This is a genomic window from Amycolatopsis sp. NBC_00355, from assembly GCF_036104975.1.
Classification (GTDB): domain Bacteria; phylum Actinomycetota; class Actinomycetes; order Mycobacteriales; family Pseudonocardiaceae; genus Amycolatopsis.
This window is the reverse complement of sequence record NZ_CP107982.1, coordinates 3,669,333-3,686,613: the sequence shown is the minus strand read 5'-3', so window position 1 is coordinate 3,686,613 and position 17,281 is coordinate 3,669,333. Positions and strand designations below refer to the sequence as shown.

Below are 17,281 nucleotides of genomic sequence, written 5' to 3'. Positions count from 1 at the left end.
GCACCCCGGCGCCGTTCGCCGCGTGATCGGCCGGTTCCGGACCGGAATCGCCGGGCCGGGGAGCATGCTGTCCTTTCCGACCCCGCGTCCCCGCACCTGACGTCCACTGTGGACATTGCCAGCGTGCCCGGCCCGGCGTCATCTCGACCGGAGAATGGACCCCCGCCCGTGACCCTGCTGGACAGCAAACTCGTCCGCTGCTGGACTTCCCGCCCGAACCTGCAGTCCCTCTACAGCCTCGCCGCGGCTGCTCCGCGAGTACGTGGCGCACTCGGCCTGATCCCGACCGGCGGCGGCACGCTGAGCTTCAAGGTGGACGGGGACGCGCTGGACCGCACCGAGGCCGAGCTGCTCGCCGCGACGTCGGCCAAGCTGCCGGTGCACCCGCTGGTGACCCAGGACCTCTACGGCCGCTCGACGGTCCGCTGCTGGCGCCGCAACCGCGACCTGCGCGTGCTGACCGGTGACCTGGTGGACGTCGCCGACCGGCTGGCGCGGGCCGGCTACGGCGGCGCGTTGCGCTTCGCGAGCGTCGAGTTCGCCGACCCGGACGGCCGCCGGGACGGCCGGCTGCAGCTGGTGTACCTGTTCGGGCGCGGCACTTTCCACGCCGCGGCGGCACCGGGGACGAACACCCTGGACCGCGCGCTGGAGCTGCGCGCCCGGGCCGCGCTGCACGGCTCGCTCCCGTTGGAACCGGACGCGCACCGCCGCTTCGTCGTCTGAAATTACCGCGTTTGTCGTGGTCACGGGCTTCTGCGAAGATGCTTGCTCTTCCGAGCGAAGGAGATCGCCGTGGTTTCCCGTTTGAACCCGTACCTGAGCTTCAAGGACAACGCCCGCCAGGCCATGGAGTTTTACGAGACCGTGTTCGGGGGCAAGCTGACCGTGCACACGTTCGGGTCATTCGGGGCACCCGAAGGGCCGGAAGCCGACAAGGTCATGCACGCCCAGCTCGACACCGACAGCGGCTACACGCTGATGGCGTCCGACACCCCCGAAGGGATGGAGTACCATCCGGGTACGAACATCACCGTCAGCCTCAGCGGGGACGACGCCGACGACCTGCGGGGCTACTGGGACAAGCTGAGCGAGGGCGGCACCGTGACGGTTCCGTTCGAAAAGCAGGCCTGGGCCGACGAATTCGGGTGCTGCGTCGACAAGTTCGGCATCCCGTGGATGGTGAACATCGGGCAGTAGCCCTCCTCCGGGCGTTGCAGCCAGGGCCGTCGTCGGTGACGATGGAGGACCGGCGTGACCGAGACCGCGCCGGGCCGAAGGAGGCCCGATGGCGGGTTCCCCCTGGACGTGCGCGCAGTGCGGCGCGGTCAACGACGGCGCCGCGCAGCGGTGCGGCACCTGCGCGAGCCTGGCCCCCGGCCGGGCCCGCGCGCGGGCGCTGTGGGTGCTGCTCACCCTGATGTTGGTCGCCGCCGTCGCGGTGGCCGGCGTCCTGCTGTTCGCCGGGCGCCCGAAGCCGTCGCCCACCTCGTCCGGGCCGTTCCCGCAGTACACGACACCCGCGCTGCCGACGACCAAGACGGTCGTCACGACCGCGAACGGCGTCACCCCGCCCGCCCCACCCGCTCTGTCCTCGACGTCGTCGGCCACGCCGACGACGTCGTCGACCCCGGCCGGGAAGCCGTGCCCGGGGGACGCCGCCCGCTACCTGCCCGGCGGCGCGGGGACGGCGCTGCTCGTGGGGGAGACCGTGAAGTCCGTCGTCACGGTCTGTCAGACCCCCGACGGCCGGATCTTCTACGACGGCCAGGCCCGCGGGCAGGGGGCGTCGGACGACACCCACATCACGCTGCCGGCCCAGGCCTCGGGCGACGGCTTCGTCGCGGTGAACGGCCAGTACAGCTACCAGGTCGGCGGCGGCAGGCTCGTGGTGTCGGACGGCGGCCAGGTGCTCTCGGACGACGCGCTGACCACGGTCGGCTGAGCGCGCGCTCACGATGTGGGAGCGGCGGCGCGCGGCGGGGGTTTAGACGCATCCTGGCGGGTGATCACCCGAGCCGGAACACCCCGAGGTAGCGCATGTCTTCTCCGCTGGACAACCCGACCTGGGCGTCGCTCGCCGGGCCGCACGCCCACTTCGCCGAGCGCGTCGGGCGGGTGCTGCGGTACCCGGCGGACGTCGCGCCCTTCCTGGGCCTGCCCGACGATCCCGGCGAGCAGGACTGGCGGGACGTCGCGACGCTCGGCGGGCCCGGGGCGACCGTGGTCGTCGCCTCCACCTTCTCCCGGCCGCCCGCCGGGTGGGAGGTGCTCGAGACGCTGCCGGGGGTGCAGCTCGTCGACGAAGGGGTCGCGGCGGCCGAGGACCCGGAAGCCGTGCGGCTGGGACCCGCGGACGTGCCGGAGATGCTCGACCTCGTCGCGCGGACGCAGCCCGGGCCGTTCCGGAAGCGGACCGTCGAGCTCGGCACCTACCTCGGGATCCGGCGCGCGGGCGCGCTCGTGGCGATGGCCGGGGAGCGGCTGCACCCGCCCGGGTACACCGAGATCAGCGCCGTCTGCACCGACCCGGCGTTCCGCGGGCAGGGCCTGGGGACGCGGCTCGTGCACGCGATCGCGTTCGGCATCCGCGCGCGGGGCGAGACGCCGATGATGCACGCGGCCGCGACCAACACCCCGGCGATCCGGCTCTACCAGTCGCTCGGGTTCGTGCTGCGGCGGCGGCCGGACTTCGTGGCCGTGCGGGTGCCGGCCTGAGTCAGGCGCCGGTCGACGAGCCCGGCCGGACGATCATCAGCACGGTGACCGCGGCCCACAGCAGGTTGAACACCCCGGTCGTCATCCCGAGCCGGCCCACGGTGGCCGGCGTGGGCGCGGCGAGCTGGCGCTTCTGTGCCGGCAGGACCACGAACGCCAGGACGGCGGCCGCGACCGCGGTCAGCCCGATCGACACGATCAGCCACGGGTCGCCCATGACGTGCATGGTGCCCGCGACGCCGAAGCCGAACACGGGCACGGCGATGGCGACGTAGGCGTAGACGCGGCAGATCCGGTGCAGCACGGTCACGGTGGCGACGTCGCCACCGGCGGCGACGCGGCGCACGGCCACGGGGAACATGCTGGCCGCGACGGCCACCGGGCCGACGGCCAGGATCGCCGCCAGGACGTGCACCGAAAGCAGGAACTTGGACACGGAACTCCTCAGTCGTACGGGAACGAGCCGAAGTTATCGGCTCGTTCCCGGCACCGGGAGTGGCTGGAATGCCAGATAGCGCCGGGATCCGGCCAGCGCCGTGCGGGGCGGGCGGTTAGCTCGGCACCCAGAGGGTGACGCGGGTGCCGCGGCCCGGCTGGGAGTCGACCGTGCCGCGGCCGCCGACCTCGGCCAGCCTCGCGATGATGGACTGGGTGATGCCGAAGCCCGGCGGCCGGGCTTGGACGTCGAAGCCCTGGCCCTGGTCCCGGGCGACGACCGCGATCCCGCCGTCGCGTTCCTCCACGCGCAGCACGACCTGCTTGGTCCCGGAGTGCTTCACGGTGTTGCGCAACGCTTCCCGGACCGCCTCGCACATCGCGGTCCGGCGGTCCTGCGAGAGCTGGTCGTCGTCGGCGAAGTCCGCGGCGACCAGCTGGGTGCGCAATCCGTCGCGGGCCATCTCGGTCGCGACGTCGGCGAGTTCGACGGCGAAGCCGCGCGTCGAACCGGACTCGATGGGTTCGGTGATCTTGCGGCGCAGCTCGGCGGCCTCCGCCTTGGCGACCGAACGCAGTTCCTTGAGCCGGGCGACGGCCTGGGCGTCGTCGCCGGGGGCCGAGATCGCCAGCGCTTCCAGGGTCTGCAGGACGCTGTCGTGCATGATGCGCCGGGTCCGGCGGCGCTCGGCCTCGCGTCCGCGCCGCAGCCCGATGTCCAGCGCGAACCGGGTGCCGACGCCGAGCAGGATGAGGATGCCCGCGCCGAGCACGATGGCGACGGCGAGCGCGATCATGCAGCCGACCGAGCGGGTCAGGGCGAGCGGGGCGTCCAGCGGGAGGCCGCCGGCGAGGGTGAGCGCCGAGCGCAGCGGCAGGGCCCCGGCGAACAGCCAGAGCGCCGTCGGGATGCCGGACGTGCCCGCCCACATCGCGACCGCGCCGACCAGCCAGGTCCAGGTGACGTCGACCGCGAACGGCTGCACCGCGGCCGGGACGGTCGCCGCGACGGCGAAGTTGAGCGCCACGCCGACCGCCAGGTCCAGCGCGAGCGCGCGGCCGGTGACGCGGGCCCGCAGGCCGCCGGCCCGCAGCACCCAGGCCGCGGCGGCGGTGTTGGCGACGACGGCGAACACCGTGGCCGAGAGCACCGGGCCCAGCCCGAGGGTGCCGTTGGCGGCGGTGTACCCGATGAACACCTTGATGAACGCCGCGATCCGGTAGGCCAGCGGCACGACGACCCAGTAGCGCGAGGCCCGCGCGAGCGTCGCCGCGCCGACCGCGGTGAGGTCGGCCGCGTCACCGTCCGGTGGGGCGGTCTCCGCGGGCGTGCCGTTGCGCAGCAGCGAGCGGACGTACGCGCGCGGCGGCGCGCCAAAGCCCGCCTCGGGCATCGATGTCCCCATTCATCCGGCCGTCCGGGCGGCTTGAGCCTGGCAGCGCGGCCAGGGCACAGTCAACCGTCCGGGTGACAAGTCTGCCCTGGTGGACCAAAGCCCGCCGTACGAGCGGGCGGCCGGGAGGTGATCAGTAGGTGGCCCCCGCGTGGAACGTCGTGTCCTCGCCGGTGTAGGCCAGCCAGCCCGGCGAGCCGGTGGTGGCGAAGCGGTACCAGGCGCCGTTCAGGTCGTGGGCCAGCTGCCGCGGCGCGTGCTCGCCGAGGAGGCCGCGCGGCCCGGACAGCCCGTCGAGCGCGTCGAAGACGAAGGGGAGCTCCAGGCCGTGGCACGCGCCCATCCGGCCGTCGAGCAGCGGGGAGCGCCACTCGAACTCGTAGCGGTAGGTGCGCCCGGCGTGGTTCTCGGCCAGGTCCCGCACCGAGTCGCGGAAGACGAGGTCGGTCAGCGCGTCGACGAGCACCTCGCCCGCCACGCGGTCCCCGCCGAGGCCGTAGCGGTGCAGGACGCCGGCCGGGTCGGGGTGCGACACGGCCAGCGACGCGATCGCCTGGTCGTCGGTGACGGCTTCGAGCACGCCGGTCGGCACCAGGTAGAGCCGCATCTCCTCGCGGCAGCTGCCGACGATCAGGTCGACGTCGGCCCCCGCGCCCGCCTTGATCGCCTTGCCCGGGTGCTGCGGCAGCACGTCGTCGCCGACCATCGGCAGGAACGGGCTGAGCCCGTAACCGCGGTCGTAACCCAGCGCGTCGCGCAGGTCGGGCGCGCCGCCCGGCCGCAGCACCGCGTCCTGGGCGTCGAGCAGCTGCTCGGTCGACACCTTGCGGAACGCCTCCGCGGTGGCCTCGACGTGCAGCTCGTCGGCGATGACCCGGGCGAGCCGCCGTGCCTCGACGACCCCGCGCACCATGTCCGGATGTCCACTTTGGACGATGGCCCGGCGGAACAGCCCGGTCGCGAGCGGCGAGGCCAGCAGGCACGCGACGCTCACCGCGCCGGAGGACTCGCCGAACAGGGTGACGTTTTCGGGATCACCGCCGAACGCCGCGATGTTCTCCCGCACCCACTTCAGCGCCGCCAGCTGATCGCGCAGGCCCAGGTTCGTCACACCGCCGTCCAGCGGCAGGAACCCGTCGATGCCGAGCCGGTACTGCACGGTCACCAGGATCGCCCCGGCCCGCGCGAACGCCGTGCCGTCGTAGACCGAGGCCGAGCCGGTGCCGCCGATGAACGCGCCGCCGTGCACGAACACGAGCACCGGCAGCGCGGCCGCGCCGGGGTCCGGCGTCCAGACGTCGACCGTCAGGTACTCCGGCCCCGGCCGCCAGCCGGGGCCGACGACGGGGTCGAGGTCGAAACCGGGCAGGTCGCGGTGGCGCTGCGGAGCGGTCGGCCCGGGTCTGCGCGCGTCGCGGACGTCTTCCCACGGAGGCGCCGGCACGGCCTCGGCGAACCGCAGTTCGCCCTCGGGCGCCGCGGCGTACGGGATGCCGCGGAACCGGGCGACGCCGGCGGCGGTGAGCTCGCCGCGGACCGCGCCGGACGTGGTGGGGACGACGGGCTCGGTCATGCGGGGGTCCCTTCGTGGAAAACCTTGCCGGGGTTCAAGATCTGGTGCGGGTCGAGGGCCCGCTTGACCGCGCGGTGCAGCTCGAGCACGGCCGGGCCGAGCTCCCGCGTCAGGCCGGGTCGCTTGAGCAGGCCGACACCGTGCTCCCCGGTGACCGTGCCGCCGAGGTCGAGCGCGTCGGAGATGATGTCGTCGAACGCGGCCTGGGCGTTCTTCCGCGCGGTCTCGTCGTCGGGCGGGGTCACCAGCAGCGGGTGCAGGTTGCCGTCGCCGATGTGCGCGATGTTGGCGATCACGACGTCGTGGCGCAGCGCGGCCCGGTCGATCCGGGCGAGCATCTCGGGCACCGCCTGCGTCGGCACGCAGACGTCCTCGGTGAGCACCGGCCCGAGCCGTTCCAGCGCGGGGTAGGCGAGGCGCCGGGCGTCGAACAGCGCGTCGGCCTCGGCCTGGTCGGACGACTGCGCGGCCCACGTCGCCCCGGCCTGTTCGAAGCATTCGAGCAGCACGGCGGCTTCGTGCTCGCCTTGCGCGCCGGGCGCGTCGGTGCGGCCCAGGAGCACGACGTTCGCGTCCGCGCTCAGGCCCATGTTCTTCCACGCGTCGACCGCGGCGAGGCAGTGCCGGTCGACGAGTTCGAGCGCCGAGGGCAGCACGCCCCGCGCCGCGACCGCCGCGGCGGCTTCCCCGGCCGCGACCGTCGTGTCGAAGTAGCCGGCCACCGTCCGTTCCGCGGCCCGCGCCGGGCGCAGCCGCACGGTGATCTCGGTGATGACGCCCAGCGTGCCTTCGGAACCGACCATCAGCCCGGCCAGGTCGTAACCCGCCACGCCCTTCGCGGTGCGGCGGCCGAGCCGGACGAGCTCGCCGGTGCCGGTGACGACCTGCAGGCCGAGGACGTAGTCGCGGGTGACGCCGTACTTCACGCAGCAGATGCCGCCGGCGTTGGTCGCCACGTTGCCGCCGATCGTCGACCACGGTGAGCTCGCCGGGTCCGGCGGGTACCAGAGCCCGCGCTCGGCGCAGGCCGCGCGCAGGTCGTCGTTGACCACCCCGGGCTCGAGGACCGCGAGCCGTTCCTGCTCGTCGATCTCCTTGATCGCGCGCAGCCGGTCGGTCACCAGCACCACACAGCCGTCGGCGGCGTTCGCGCCACCGGACAGCCCGGTGCCGGCGCCGCGGGGGACCAGCGGCGTGCGGTGCCGGACGCACTGCCGCACCACGGTCTGGACCTCTTCGGCGGTGTGCGGCCGGACCACGACGGCGGGCTGCCCGTGGGGCGCCCATTCGGCTTCGTCGTGGGCGAAACTCCGCAGCACGTCCGGGTCGCGGACCAGGCGGTCGGCCGGCAGGGCGGCGGCCAGGTCGTCGATCAGCATTCTCGGGGGACTCCTTTTGTCGCCCGTCAGCCTAGGACGGCGGACCCGTCGCGTCATGGGCGAATCGGCCCGTGATCGTCGCGGAAGGGTAACGGCCGGGAGGGGCGCCCCGAAGGAGTCAGTTCTGTAAAGCAACCCAGCAGATGGACGTGACTTTCCGGCACCGCGCGGTGACACCACGCGAGGTCGCCGGGCCGGGGCCCGGCCGCGAAGTGTCCTATGTGGACGCCCCGCCGCCGCGCCGCGGAACGGCGGCGGCCGCTCCCGGCGACGTCGAGCGTGTCATCGGGAGCGGCCGCCGGGATCGCTACTGCGGCTTAGCCTCCGCCAGCAGGTCCTCGATGGTGATCGGGATGTGCCGGACCCGGACGCCGGTGGCGTTGTGCACGGCGTTGGCGATCGCGGCGGCCATGCCGACCGTGCCGATCTCGCCGAGCCCCTTGGCGCCCACGGCGTTGTGCAGCGTGTCCGGGTACTCGACGAAGTGGACGTCGACCTCCGGGATGTCCGCGTTCACCGGGAGCAGGTAGCTGGCGAAGTCGCCGTTGGCGAGCCGGCCGTTCGCCTCGATCCCGAGACCCTCGTGCAGCGCGGCCGACAGGCCCCAGATCATCCCGCCCATCAGCTGGCTGCGTGCCGCCCGCGCGTTGATGATCCGGCCGGTGTCGAACACGCCGAGCATGCGCGACACCCGCACCTCGCGGGTCCACTGGTGCACGCGGACCTCGCAGAACTGCGCGCCGAAAGAACTGAAGGAGTGCTTCGTCAGCTCCTCGCCGGGCGCCGACGAGCCGGTGACCTCGAGCGCCGGCCGGCCGACGGCGCGCAGGAGCTCGCCGAACGTCATCGACTTCCCGTCGGCCAGCACGCGGCCGTCGGCGTAGGTGACCTCGGCGCCCGCGAACGGCGCGCCGGGATCGGCCGCGAGCGCCACCAGTTCGTCGATCGCCTTGGTCGCGGCGATCATGATGGCCGTGCCCACGCTCGCCGTCGCCGTCGAGCCGCCGGACAGGCCGCCCGGCGGCAGCGACGAGTCACCGAGCCGCGGCTCGATCTTCTCCGGCGCGATGTCCAGCGATTCGCCGCCCACCAGGGAAAGCACGGTCAGCAGGCCGGTGCCGGGGTCCGCACCGCTCGTCGCGACGACGGCCGTGTCGTCGTCCCGCAGGGTGATCCCGACGGTCGTGGGGAACCGCAGCGCGGGGAACATCGCCGTGGCCGTGCCGAGGCCGACCTGCCAGTCGCCGTCGGTGTGTCCCCGCGGCCGGCGCTGCGCCCAGCCGAACCGCTGCGCGCCGATCTGGAAGCACTCGTCGAGGTGCTTGCTCGACCACTGCAGGTCGTGCCCCGGCGGCGCGGTCGAGTTGTTGCGCATGCGCAGCTCGATCGGGTCCATGTCCAGCGCCACGGCCAGCTCGTCGATCGCGCTCTCCAGCGCGAACGACCCGGGGGCCTCGCCCGGCGCCCGCATGAACGTCGTCGGCGGGATGTTCAGCGGCACGACCTTCTGGCTGATGTGCAGGTTGCGGGTCGCGTACCACTCGCGGGACGTGCCGTGCGACGTCGGCTCGACGAACGCGCGGTGGGCGTCGGTGCTGCACCAGGAGTCGTGGCGCAGGGCGACGAGCGTGCCGTCCCGTTCGGCGCCGAGGGTCATCTTCTGGACCGTCGCCGCGCGGCCCGCGGTCGCGGTGAACACCTGCTCGCGGGTGAGCGCGGCCTTCACCGGCCGGTCGAGCGCCTTCGCCGCGGCCGCGGCGAGGAACGCCGGCGCGGACGTGCGGCCCTTGCCGCCGAACGCGCCGCCGACGTACGGGTTCACCGCGTGCACGGCTTCCGGGGGCAGGTCGAGCGCGCTCGCCAGTTCCTGGGCCTGCAGGTGCGCGCCCTGGTTTCCACTGTAGACGGTCAGCACGCCGTCGTCCCAGACCGCGACGGCCGAGTGCGGCTCCATCGCGGCGTGGTTCTGGGTCGCCGTGTGGTAGGTCGCTTCGACGACCACCGGGCTCGCCGCCAGCGCGTCGTCGAAGGATTCGACGCCGTCTTCGAGGACTTCGAACGTCGCCGGGGTGCCGTCCCGGCCCGGCGGGGCGTCCTCGGCCGTGGCGAGGCCCTCTTCCAGCGACGTCAGCGCCGGCCGGACGCGGTAGCTGACGTCGACGAGCATCGCCGCGTCGCGGGCCTGCTCGAAGGTCTCCGCGACGACGAAGCCGATCGCCTGGCCGTAGTAGGCGACTTCCTTGGTCTGCATGGGCACCCACGTCTCGCCGAACAGCGGCGAGACCGGGGTGCGCAGCTCCAGCGGATCGAACGGCGAGTACACGCCGAGCACGCCGGGCGCGCTCTTCGCCGCCGTGACGTCCATGGCTTCGAGCTCGGCGTGGGCGACCGTGCTGAGCACGACGTAGCCGTAGACCATGCCGGGCACGTTGTGGTCGGCGCCGTACTTGGCCCGGCCGGTGACCTTCACCGGCGCGTCGAGACGGGCGGCGGTCATCGGGCGGTCTCCTCGGTCAGTTCGAGCAGCGCCCGGATGAGCGTCCGCTTGAGCAGGGGCACCTTGAAAGCGTTTTCGGACAGCGGCCGGGCGCCGTCGGCGGCCGCGGACACGGCCTCCTCGAAGGAGGCCTGCGTCGCGGGCTTGCCGCGCAAGGCGTCTTCGACGGCGGGCAGCCGCCACGGCACGGTCCCGACGCCGCCCGCGGCGACCCGGGCGTCGGCGACGACGCCGTCCCGGACGTCCAGCGCGACCGCGGCGGAGCACAGCGCGAACTCGTAGGACTGCCGGTCGCGCACCTTGACGTAGGTGGAGTTCGCCGCCCAGTCCAGGCGGGGGACGACGACCTCGGTGATCAGCTCGCCGGTGCGCAGATCGTTTTCCACCTCGGGCGTGTCGCCCGGCACGCGGTAGAAGTCGGCCAGCTTCACCGTGCGGGTGCCGGCGGGGCCGGCCAGCCGCAGCTCGGCGTCGAGCGCGACCAGCGCGACGGCGACGTCACTCGCGTGGGTCGCCGCGCAGGAGTCGCTGGTACCGAGGATCGCGTGCATCCGGTTGGCGCCCTCGAGCGCCGGGCAGCCGCTGCCGGGGACGCGCTTGTTGCACGGCGTGGCGACGTCGCGGAAGTACGAGCAGCGGGTGCGCTGCAGCAGGTTCCCGCCGATGCTGGCCATGTTCCGGATCTGCTGGGACGCGCTCAGCAGCAGGGCGCGGGAGATCGCCGGGTACACGCCGGGGTGCGCGGCGATGTCGCTCATCCGCTCCAGCGCGCCGAAGCGCAGCCCGTCGACGGTGTCGATGCCGCGCAGCGGGACGTCGTTGATGTCGAGCACGTGCTGCGGGGTGAGGACGTTCAGCTTCATCAGGTCGACGAGCGTCGTGCCGCCGGCGAGGAAGGTGCCGGGCGTGGCGAGCGCGTCGTCCAGCGTGGTGGGCGCGGTCAGCTCAAAGGGACGCATCGGCCCGCCTCGCCTGCTGGACGGCCGCGACGATGTTCGGGTAGGCCGCGCACCGGCAGAGGTTCCCGGACATGAATTCGCGCACGTCGGTGACATCCTGCTCGACGGCCGCGACCGCCGACATGATCTGCCCGGAGGTGCAGAACCCGCACTGCAGCGCGTCCTGGTCCACGAACGCCCGCTGCACCGGGTGCAGGTCGTCCCCTGTGGACAGACCTTCGACGGTGGTCACCGGCTTCTTCACGGCGGCGGCGAGGGTGAGGCACGAGAGCACGGGCCGGCCGCCGACGTGCACGGTGCAGGCGCCGCACTGGCCCCGGTCACAGCCCTTCTTCGGGCCGGTGACGTCGAGGCGCTCGCGCAGCGCGTCGAGCAGGGTGACGCCGGGTTCGACGTCCAGGTGCTCGGTATTGCCATTGACTTGGAGGGAGATGTCCACTGGTCTCTTTCCGCAGATCGTCCGGGTGGGAGCCTGAACGGCGTCGTGGTGGGAGCCAGGTGTACCGGATACTCATCCGCTTCACCTCTTCGCGAGGTTAGCGGATTACAATCCGCTTCGCAACGAGCCCGAAAGCTGGAGTTGCTCCAGGTCAGGGCCGCACTGCACTACATTCAGCGGAGACGGACGACCACCGGGAGGGACGATGACGGGATCGGTCAGCCCCCGGCGCGCGGACACCCGGCGCAACCACGAACGCATCCTCGTCGCGGCCGCCGAGTCCCTCGCCGCCACGGGCGACGTCTCGTTCAACGCGATCGCGAAGCGCGCCGAAGTCGGTGTCGGCACGGTGTACCGGCACTTCCCGACGCCGGAGGCGCTGATCCTGGCGGTCTACGAGCGTGAGGTGCGGCACCTCGTCGACGTCGTGCCGGTGCTGCTGGACAAGTACGCGCCGCACGAGGCGTTCCGCGTCTGGGCGACCGACCACCTGGCGCACTACATGATGACCAAGCGCGGCCTGGCGGACGCCTTGCGCACCGCGACGGCGTCCCGCGGCGAGCTGCCGGCGAGCGCGTACGAGTCGATGGTCGGCGCGGTCACGACGTTGCTGAAGGCGAACACCGAGGCGGGCGCGGTCCGCGCGGACCTGGACCCGGTGACCGTGCTGCGCGGCCTCGGCGGCCTGCTCTACCTCGACCCGAACGGGGAGTGGCGGCGGCACGCGGCGGACCTGGCGGATCTGCTGTGGCGGGGAATGGCCGCGCCCGGCGACGGACGCCGCTGCTGAATCCCCGCGGCATTTCCGGCGCGGTGAGCTGCGGAATGACAACGGCTGTCCGGTTCCCGTTTCCGGGAAATCGGCCGGTCCGGTGCGAAGGATATCCACCGGCGGCGAGTGAGCTGAGTCCTCGCCGCCGGTGGATCGGCCTTCGTGATCGCTCCCCAGTGATCGGCCGGCACGGCATTACTTCTTCGCGGCGGCGACCTTCTTGCGCGGCGCGCGCTTGCGGGCCGGCGCCGGGGCGGCGGCCTGCAGCTGCGCCTCGTCGTAGGCGTTGACGATCTCCGAGGACAGGCGGCCCCGCTCGGAGACGTCGTAGCCGTTCTCGTTGGCCCAGGCGCGGATCGCGCGCGAGCGCTCGCGGTCGGCCGAGCTCGCCGCCGTCGACTGGCCGGTCGCGACGCGCACCTTGCGGCCACCCGTCTTGCGGCCCGCCGCGATGAACCGGGAGAGCTCCTCGCGCAGCGCGGCGGCGTTGTCGTCCGAGAGGTCGATCTCGTAGCTGACGCCGTCGAGACCGAACGGAACGGTGTGGCTGGCCGGGCTGCCGTCGATGTCGTCCAGCATTTCGACGAGGACCTTCTGGGCCATGGGGCTGCTCCTTGAACGTTGATGTCTCGTAGTGCGACTGTGACCGAACGCACGATAAATGCCCGATCCACTGTGGAGCGTAGCAGTCGACATACCGGCGCGTATGCCGTTGAACGAATGAGCTAATCAAGTGTCGATAAAATTCGCTCCTTTGTCTCGGGTTCCGGCCACACTTTGCCGGGTAGCGGGTGGTCCGGCGCCGGGGAAACGAGAGAGGATGGCCGGATGACACCGCTTCGGTACGTCGAACTCGAAGCCGGTTTCGGCTGCTACGTGCCGCAGAGCACGTCAGGGGACACGGCTGAGATCGGCTTCATCCACGATGAGATCTTCCGCGACAACTGCTACCTGCGGGACGGGATCACCCTCCACGACGACGCGGTGGTGGTGGACGCCGGCGCGAACGTGGGGCTGTTCAGCCTCTTCGTCAAGACGCGGTACCCGCGGGCCCGGGTCCTCGCGATCGAGCCGATGCCCGCGACGTACGCGGCGCTCGAAGCCAACCTCGCCCGGCCCGGCTGCGACGGCGTCACCCCGCTGCGGGCGGCGCTCGGCGCGCGGGCGGAAGGCGAAGTCGCGTTCACCTATTTCGAAGACGTCCCGGGCAATTCGACGCGCTACCCGGAGCTGAAGGCCGACGTCGGCCGGTTGCCGGGAACGGCGGCCGAACGTGAATACCGCGAACGCATCTTCGCGACCGCCCACGAAGTGCGGATGCCGGTCGAGCCCCTTTCGGCCGTGCTCGCCCGGACCGGCTTCACCGGCGCTGTCGACCTGCTGAAAATCGACGTCGAAGGAGCCGAAGCGGACGTGCTCGCGGGAATCGACGACGCCGACTGGCCGCGCGTCCGGCAGGTCGTGCTGGAAACGCAGCACGACGGCCCGCGGATCCGCGACCTGCTGGCCGCGCGCGGCTTCACCGTCACCGCCGAGCGCCCCGGCGGCGTCCTCGCCGGGCTGGGCACCGAGACCGTGCGGGCGTGGCGGTGAGCGCCCGGGTCCTGCTGACGTGCCTGCCCTACTACTCGCACCTGGTACCGGTGCTCGTGCCGGTGGCGAAGGCGCTGCGGAAGGCCGGGCACGCGGTCGCCGTCGCCACCGCCCCGGCGATGGCGGACGAACTCGCGCGCCACGGCGTCGAGCACGTGCCGCTGCCCCACGTCCGCACCCTGGAGCAGCTCCTCGCCGACCCCGCCGTGCTGGCGAGCCCCGGAATGCCGGGCGCCGAGGACGAGGAGGCCGCCGACACCGCCCGCGCCCGGGAGGAACCGGGCGCGCTGACCAAGGCGTTCGCCGGGCCGCTGGCCGGGATCTTCGCGCGCGACCTGATCGCGGCGGCGGAGAGGTGGCGGCCGGACGTGCTCGTGCGGGAGTGCAACGAGTTCGGCGGCTACCTCGCCGCCGTGAAGCTCGGGTTGCCGCGCGCGGTGCTCGACATCGCGCCGTTCACCGCCGCGCACCTGCCGTTCCTGCACGACACGCTCAACGCCGAGCTGGCCGCCCTCGGCGCCGCTCCGGCCGACGACCCGCTGCGCCCGAACGACGGGCTGCTCGCCGGCGTCGTCCCGGCGGCGTGGTACCCGGAGCGCCGGCCCTCGCTGCGGTGTTACCGCACGGACGATCCGGGCGCGCCGGACGACGGCTTCGCGCCGCTGGCCGTCGCCGGGCTCGGCACGGTCGCCCATACGGTGGTGCCGGAGGCGTCCCGGTTACTGGCCGCGATGGCTCTGGCTCTCGGCGAGCTGCCGGGGCCGGCGGTGCTGTCGACCGGACCCGGTGAGTGGACCGGGCCGCGGCCGTCGAACGTCCGGATCGTGCCGTTCGCCCCGCAGGCGCGGCTGCTCGGCCGGGCGTCGCTCTTCCTGTCGCACGGCGGTTTCGGCGGCGTCCAGGAGGCGCTGCGGGCGGCGACGCCGATGGTGGTCCTGCCGCTGTTCGCCGATCAGCCGGCCAACGCCCGCCGGATCGCCGAGCTGGGGCTCGGCCTGGCCGTGGACCCGGCCGAGGCGACGCCCGAAACGCTGGCCGCGGCGTGTTCGCGGGTGCTCGCCCCCGGGTTCGGTGAGCGGGCTGCGGAGTTCGCGCGGCCGGCCGGGGACCTGCCCGGGTTCGACGTCCTCGCCGAGGATCTCGCCGCGCTTTCCTGAGTGACCTCGGGAGCCCGCTGAGATCAGGGACCCCGGCAAAGTCGGTTCACGTCGCCCGGAACGGCCGACACGGCGCCGGCTGCCGGCGGAACCGTGACCGTGCCGCGCTTTCCCGAAGGTGCCGGAAAATCCGTGTTTCCTGGGCGTTTCACGATTGTTTCCGTGACGCGCGCGATTATACGACGCCATTCTGCGGGTAGCACAAAAAGTCTGGTACTTCCCCTAGTGAAAACGCGGTTCCTGGCCCGTTTCCCCTGCTGGCGGACAGAAGGCGAACGGCGTCTTGACAGGCCGTTCCGGTGAGCAGCACACTCGATGTGGCGGCAATCCGAAATTCGGCGACGGGCGGAAAAGGCCCGCGCACGGTGCGGGAAAGGCTGACCACGTGCCCGAGATCGAACACCAGCTCTCGTTGAACGAAAACCATTCCGAGCCCTTGCCCGGAGTGCGTCACGCGATCGAAGAAAGCCTGGCCGACATCCACCGCACGCTGGACGCGCTGGCGACCGGGCTGACCGCGGAGATCGCCCGGCGCCACGCCCTCGACCCGGCCCGGGTGGTGGCCGGCGCCGGCTCCGGGGCGCTGCTGCAGCAGTTCCTCGCCGCGCACGCCGGGGCCGGGCGGGTGGTGCACGCCCGGCCGTCGTTCGAGCTGTACCCGCTGCTGATCCGCAACGCGTTCGCCGAGCCGGTCGCGGTGCCGTCGCCCGGTGATCACCAGGACCTGGCCGCGCTCGCCGCGGCCGTCACGCCGGAGACGCGGGTCGTGCTGCTGTGCAACCCGAACAACCCGACCGGGGAAGTGCTGGGGGAGAACGCACTCCGGGCGTTCCTCGACGCGCTGCCGCCGCACGTGCTCGTGCTGATCGACGAGGCCTACCGCGAGTTCGCCGACCCGGCCGCGCTCGCCGACGGCCTCGCGCTCGCCGCCACCGACGAGCGGGTCGCCGTCGTCCGGACGTTCTCCAAGTCGCACGGCCTGCTCGGCCTGCGGGTCGGATACCTCGTCGCGGCCGAAGCCGTGGCCGCCCCGGTGCGGCCCACGCTCCCGTTCTACCGCGTTCCCACGGTCGCCCAGGCGGCCGCGCTCGCGGCGCTGGAAGCGGACGACGTCATGCGCGAGCGCTGCGCCGAGGTCGCCGCCGAACGCGACCGCGTCCGCGCGGGCCTGCGGGAACTGGGCTGGGACGTGCCGCCGAGCGGCGGCAACTTCCTCTGGCTGCGGCTGGGCGGGCGCAACAAGTCCTTTGTGGACCACCTGGCCGCGAACGGCGTCGTGGTCCGGGAAATCGGCGGCGCCGGGGTGCGGGTGAGCACCGGCACGCCCGAAGCCAACGACGCCGTCCTGATGCTGGCCAAGGAGTTCGCCGGATGACCGCCCTGATCAGCGACACCACCTCCGCCACGGCCGAGGTGCGCCGCGCCCTCGAACAGCGGCCCGCCACCGGCGACCGCCTCGACGAGATCGCCCGGTACGCCCTGCTCTCGCCGGGCAAGCTGCTCCGCCCCCTGCTGCTGGTCGCCTCGGCCGAGGCCGTCGGCGGGGCGCGCGACGACGTGCTGCCCGCCGCGCTCGCCGTCGAATACCTGCACGTCGCGTCCCTGGTGCACGACGACATCATCGACGGTGACGACCTGCGCCGCGGCCGGGCGTCGGTGCACGCGCGCTACGGCGTGGCCGACGCCATCGTCACCGGCGACGCGCTGATCCTCGGCCTGTTCGGCGCGGTCGCGGACTGCGCGGCGCCCGACGCCGCCGTCGTCGCCGCGGTGCGCGTGCTGGCCCGGGCCGGCGAAGACCTGTGCCGCGGCCAGGTCCAGGAGGCGCTGCTCGTGCCGCCGGGACCGGGCGTGGCGGGCAGCGGGCTCGACGCCTACCTCGAGATGGCCTCGCTCAAGACCGGCGCGCTCTTCCGCGGCGCCTGCCGGGCCGGCGCGCTGCTCGGCGGCGGCTCGCCCGCGCAGGCCGACGTCGTCACGGCGTTCGCCGAGCACGCGGGCCTGGCCTTCCAGATGTACGACGACCTGCTGCCGTTCCTCGCCGATCCGGCCGTCACCGGGAAACCCGGGACGAGCGACGCGGCCAACCTCCGGCCGACGTACCCGGTCCTGCTCGCCCACCGCGAAGGCTCGGCGGCCGAGCGCCGCGGTGTCGAACGCGCGTTGTCCGGCGACCTGCGTCCCGAGGCCGCCCACGACACGCTGCGGGAGGTGCTCGTCTCCAGCGGGGCCCTCGACCTGGCCGTGACGGGGGCTCGCGAAGAAGCCGCGCGGGCCAAGGCGGACCTCGGCGTCCTGCCGGTCGCGGACGCCGCCGGCCTGCTGGCCGCGATCGCCGACCTCGCCGTGAACCGGGACCACTGAG

Annotated in this window: 17 protein-coding genes; 9 read left to right on the top strand and 8 right to left on the bottom strand. The window is 73.1% G+C overall.

The window, feature by feature from the left end; genetic code table 11:
• Window positions 1–168: 168 nt before the first annotated feature.
• The 4 genes from pspAB (at window position 169) to OHS18_RS15835 (ending at window position 2,718) form a co-directional block, all read left to right on the top strand.
• A complete protein-coding gene (pspAB, locus tag OHS18_RS15850; protein WP_328617568.1) occupies window positions 169–726 on the top strand; it encodes a PspA-associated protein PspAB in 558 nt (185 codons plus the stop codon).
• A gap of 69 nt (window positions 727–795) precedes the next feature.
• Window positions 796–1,200: a VOC family protein gene (locus OHS18_RS15845; RefSeq protein ID WP_328617567.1), complete on the top strand. Its 405-nt coding sequence runs from the start codon at window positions 796–798 to the stop codon at window positions 1,198–1,200.
• 88 nt (window positions 1,201–1,288) lie between these two features.
• Window positions 1,289–1,945 carry a hypothetical protein gene (locus tag OHS18_RS15840; protein WP_328617566.1) on the top strand — a complete coding sequence of 219 codons (657 nt, stop codon included), beginning with the start codon at window positions 1,289–1,291 and terminating at the stop codon, window positions 1,943–1,945.
• A gap of 95 nt (window positions 1,946–2,040) precedes the next feature.
• Window positions 2,041–2,718: a GNAT family N-acetyltransferase gene (locus OHS18_RS15835; RefSeq protein ID WP_328617565.1), complete on the top strand. Its 678-nt coding sequence runs from the start codon at window positions 2,041–2,043 to the stop codon at window positions 2,716–2,718.
• Between the two features lies 1 nt (window position 2,719).
• Here the strand turns inward: OHS18_RS15835 and OHS18_RS15830 are convergent, their stop codons facing one another.
• From OHS18_RS15830 to OHS18_RS15800, 7 genes are all read right to left on the bottom strand, one after another.
• Entirely contained in the window at window positions 2,720–3,154 is a 435-nt protein-coding gene (locus OHS18_RS15830) for a hypothetical protein (RefSeq protein WP_328451868.1), read from the bottom strand.
• Window positions 3,155–3,269: 115 nt separating this feature from the next.
• Window positions 3,270–4,547 (bottom strand): sensor histidine kinase, encoded by a 1,278-nt coding sequence (locus tag OHS18_RS15825; protein WP_328451870.1) that lies wholly within the window; start codon window positions 4,545–4,547, stop codon window positions 3,270–3,272.
• 133 nt (window positions 4,548–4,680) lie between these two features.
• Window positions 4,681–6,120 (bottom strand): carboxylesterase/lipase family protein, encoded by a 1,440-nt coding sequence (locus OHS18_RS15820; protein WP_328617564.1) that lies wholly within the window; start codon window positions 6,118–6,120, stop codon window positions 4,681–4,683.
• Window positions 6,117–7,499, bottom strand: a complete 1,383-nt coding sequence (locus OHS18_RS15815; RefSeq protein ID WP_328617563.1) for an FAD-binding oxidoreductase — start codon at window positions 7,497–7,499, stop codon at window positions 6,117–6,119. The genes OHS18_RS15820 and OHS18_RS15815 overlap by 4 nt, the downstream gene beginning before the upstream one ends.
• Window positions 7,500–7,806: 307 nt before the next feature.
• Complete coding sequence (locus tag OHS18_RS15810; RefSeq protein WP_328617562.1) at window positions 7,807–9,996, bottom strand: xanthine dehydrogenase family protein molybdopterin-binding subunit; 2,190 nt, start codon at window positions 9,994–9,996, stop codon at window positions 7,807–7,809.
• Complete coding sequence (locus OHS18_RS15805; RefSeq protein WP_328617561.1) at window positions 9,993–10,955, bottom strand: FAD binding domain-containing protein; 963 nt, start codon at window positions 10,953–10,955, stop codon at window positions 9,993–9,995. The genes OHS18_RS15810 and OHS18_RS15805 overlap by 4 nt, the downstream gene beginning before the upstream one ends.
• Window positions 10,942–11,394: a (2Fe-2S)-binding protein gene (locus OHS18_RS15800; RefSeq protein WP_328451880.1), complete on the bottom strand. Its 453-nt coding sequence runs from the start codon at window positions 11,392–11,394 to the stop codon at window positions 10,942–10,944. The genes OHS18_RS15805 and OHS18_RS15800 overlap by 14 nt, the downstream gene beginning before the upstream one ends.
• A 205-nt stretch (window positions 11,395–11,599) precedes the next feature.
• Here OHS18_RS15800 and OHS18_RS15795 point away from each other — a divergent pair, with 205 nt between their 5' ends.
• Complete coding sequence (locus OHS18_RS15795) at window positions 11,600–12,184, top strand: TetR/AcrR family transcriptional regulator (RefSeq protein ID WP_328451882.1); 585 nt, start codon at window positions 11,600–11,602, stop codon at window positions 12,182–12,184.
• Window positions 12,185–12,361: 177 nt separating this feature from the next.
• On the opposite strand, the gene OHS18_RS15790 is transcribed toward OHS18_RS15795, so the two are convergent.
• On the bottom strand, window positions 12,362–12,769 hold the full coding sequence (locus OHS18_RS15790) for a histone-like nucleoid-structuring protein Lsr2 (protein ID WP_323331290.1): 408 nt from the start codon (window positions 12,767–12,769) through the stop codon (window positions 12,362–12,364).
• Between the two features lie 225 nt (window positions 12,770–12,994).
• Between OHS18_RS15790 and OHS18_RS15785 the strand changes: the two genes are divergently transcribed.
• From OHS18_RS15785 to OHS18_RS15770, 4 genes are all read left to right on the top strand, one after another.
• A complete protein-coding gene (locus OHS18_RS15785; RefSeq protein WP_328451886.1) occupies window positions 12,995–13,759 on the top strand; it encodes an FkbM family methyltransferase in 765 nt (254 codons plus the stop codon).
• Window positions 13,750–14,916 carry a glycosyltransferase gene (locus OHS18_RS15780; RefSeq protein WP_328617560.1) on the top strand — a complete coding sequence of 389 codons (1,167 nt, stop codon included), beginning with the start codon at window positions 13,750–13,752 and terminating at the stop codon, window positions 14,914–14,916. The genes OHS18_RS15785 and OHS18_RS15780 overlap by 10 nt, the downstream gene beginning before the upstream one ends.
• Before the next feature lie 385 nt (window positions 14,917–15,301).
• Complete coding sequence (locus tag OHS18_RS15775) at window positions 15,302–16,291, top strand: aminotransferase class I/II-fold pyridoxal phosphate-dependent enzyme (protein WP_328617559.1); 990 nt, start codon at window positions 15,302–15,304, stop codon at window positions 16,289–16,291.
• A complete protein-coding gene (locus OHS18_RS15770) occupies window positions 16,288–17,280 on the top strand; it encodes a polyprenyl synthetase family protein (RefSeq protein ID WP_328617558.1) in 993 nt (330 codons plus the stop codon). Before OHS18_RS15775 ends, OHS18_RS15770 begins: the two co-directional genes overlap by 4 nt.
• Window position 17,281: the final 1 nt, after the last annotated feature.

Excerpts from the sequence above, each read along its gene's own strand:
- OHS18_RS15825 (WP_328451870.1), bottom strand. The coding sequence starts at position 4,547 with ATGCCCGAGGCGGGCTTTGGCGCGCCGCCGCGCGCGTACGTCCGCTCG.
- OHS18_RS15835 (WP_328617565.1), top strand. The coding sequence starts at position 2,041 with ATGTCTTCTCCGCTGGACAACCCGACCTGGGCGTCGCTCGCCGGGCCG.
- OHS18_RS15790 (WP_323331290.1), bottom strand. The coding sequence starts at position 12,769 with ATGGCCCAGAAGGTCCTCGTCGAAATGCTGGACGACATCGACGGCAGC.
- OHS18_RS15810 (WP_328617562.1), bottom strand. The coding sequence starts at position 9,996 with ATGACCGCCGCCCGTCTCGACGCGCCGGTGAAGGTCACCGGCCGGGCC.
- OHS18_RS15770 (WP_328617558.1), top strand. The coding sequence starts at position 16,288 with ATGACCGCCCTGATCAGCGACACCACCTCCGCCACGGCCGAGGTGCGC.
- OHS18_RS15815 (WP_328617563.1), bottom strand. The coding sequence starts at position 7,499 with ATGCTGATCGACGACCTGGCCGCCGCCCTGCCGGCCGACCGCCTGGTC.
- OHS18_RS15820 (WP_328617564.1), bottom strand. The coding sequence starts at position 6,120 with ATGACCGAGCCCGTCGTCCCCACCACGTCCGGCGCGGTCCGCGGCGAG.
- OHS18_RS15785 (WP_328451886.1), top strand. The coding sequence starts at position 12,995 with ATGACACCGCTTCGGTACGTCGAACTCGAAGCCGGTTTCGGCTGCTAC.
- OHS18_RS15795 (WP_328451882.1), top strand. The coding sequence starts at position 11,600 with ATGACGGGATCGGTCAGCCCCCGGCGCGCGGACACCCGGCGCAACCAC.
- OHS18_RS15840 (WP_328617566.1), top strand. The coding sequence starts at position 1,289 with ATGGCGGGTTCCCCCTGGACGTGCGCGCAGTGCGGCGCGGTCAACGAC.
- OHS18_RS15805 (WP_328617561.1), bottom strand. The coding sequence starts at position 10,955 with ATGCGTCCCTTTGAGCTGACCGCGCCCACCACGCTGGACGACGCGCTC.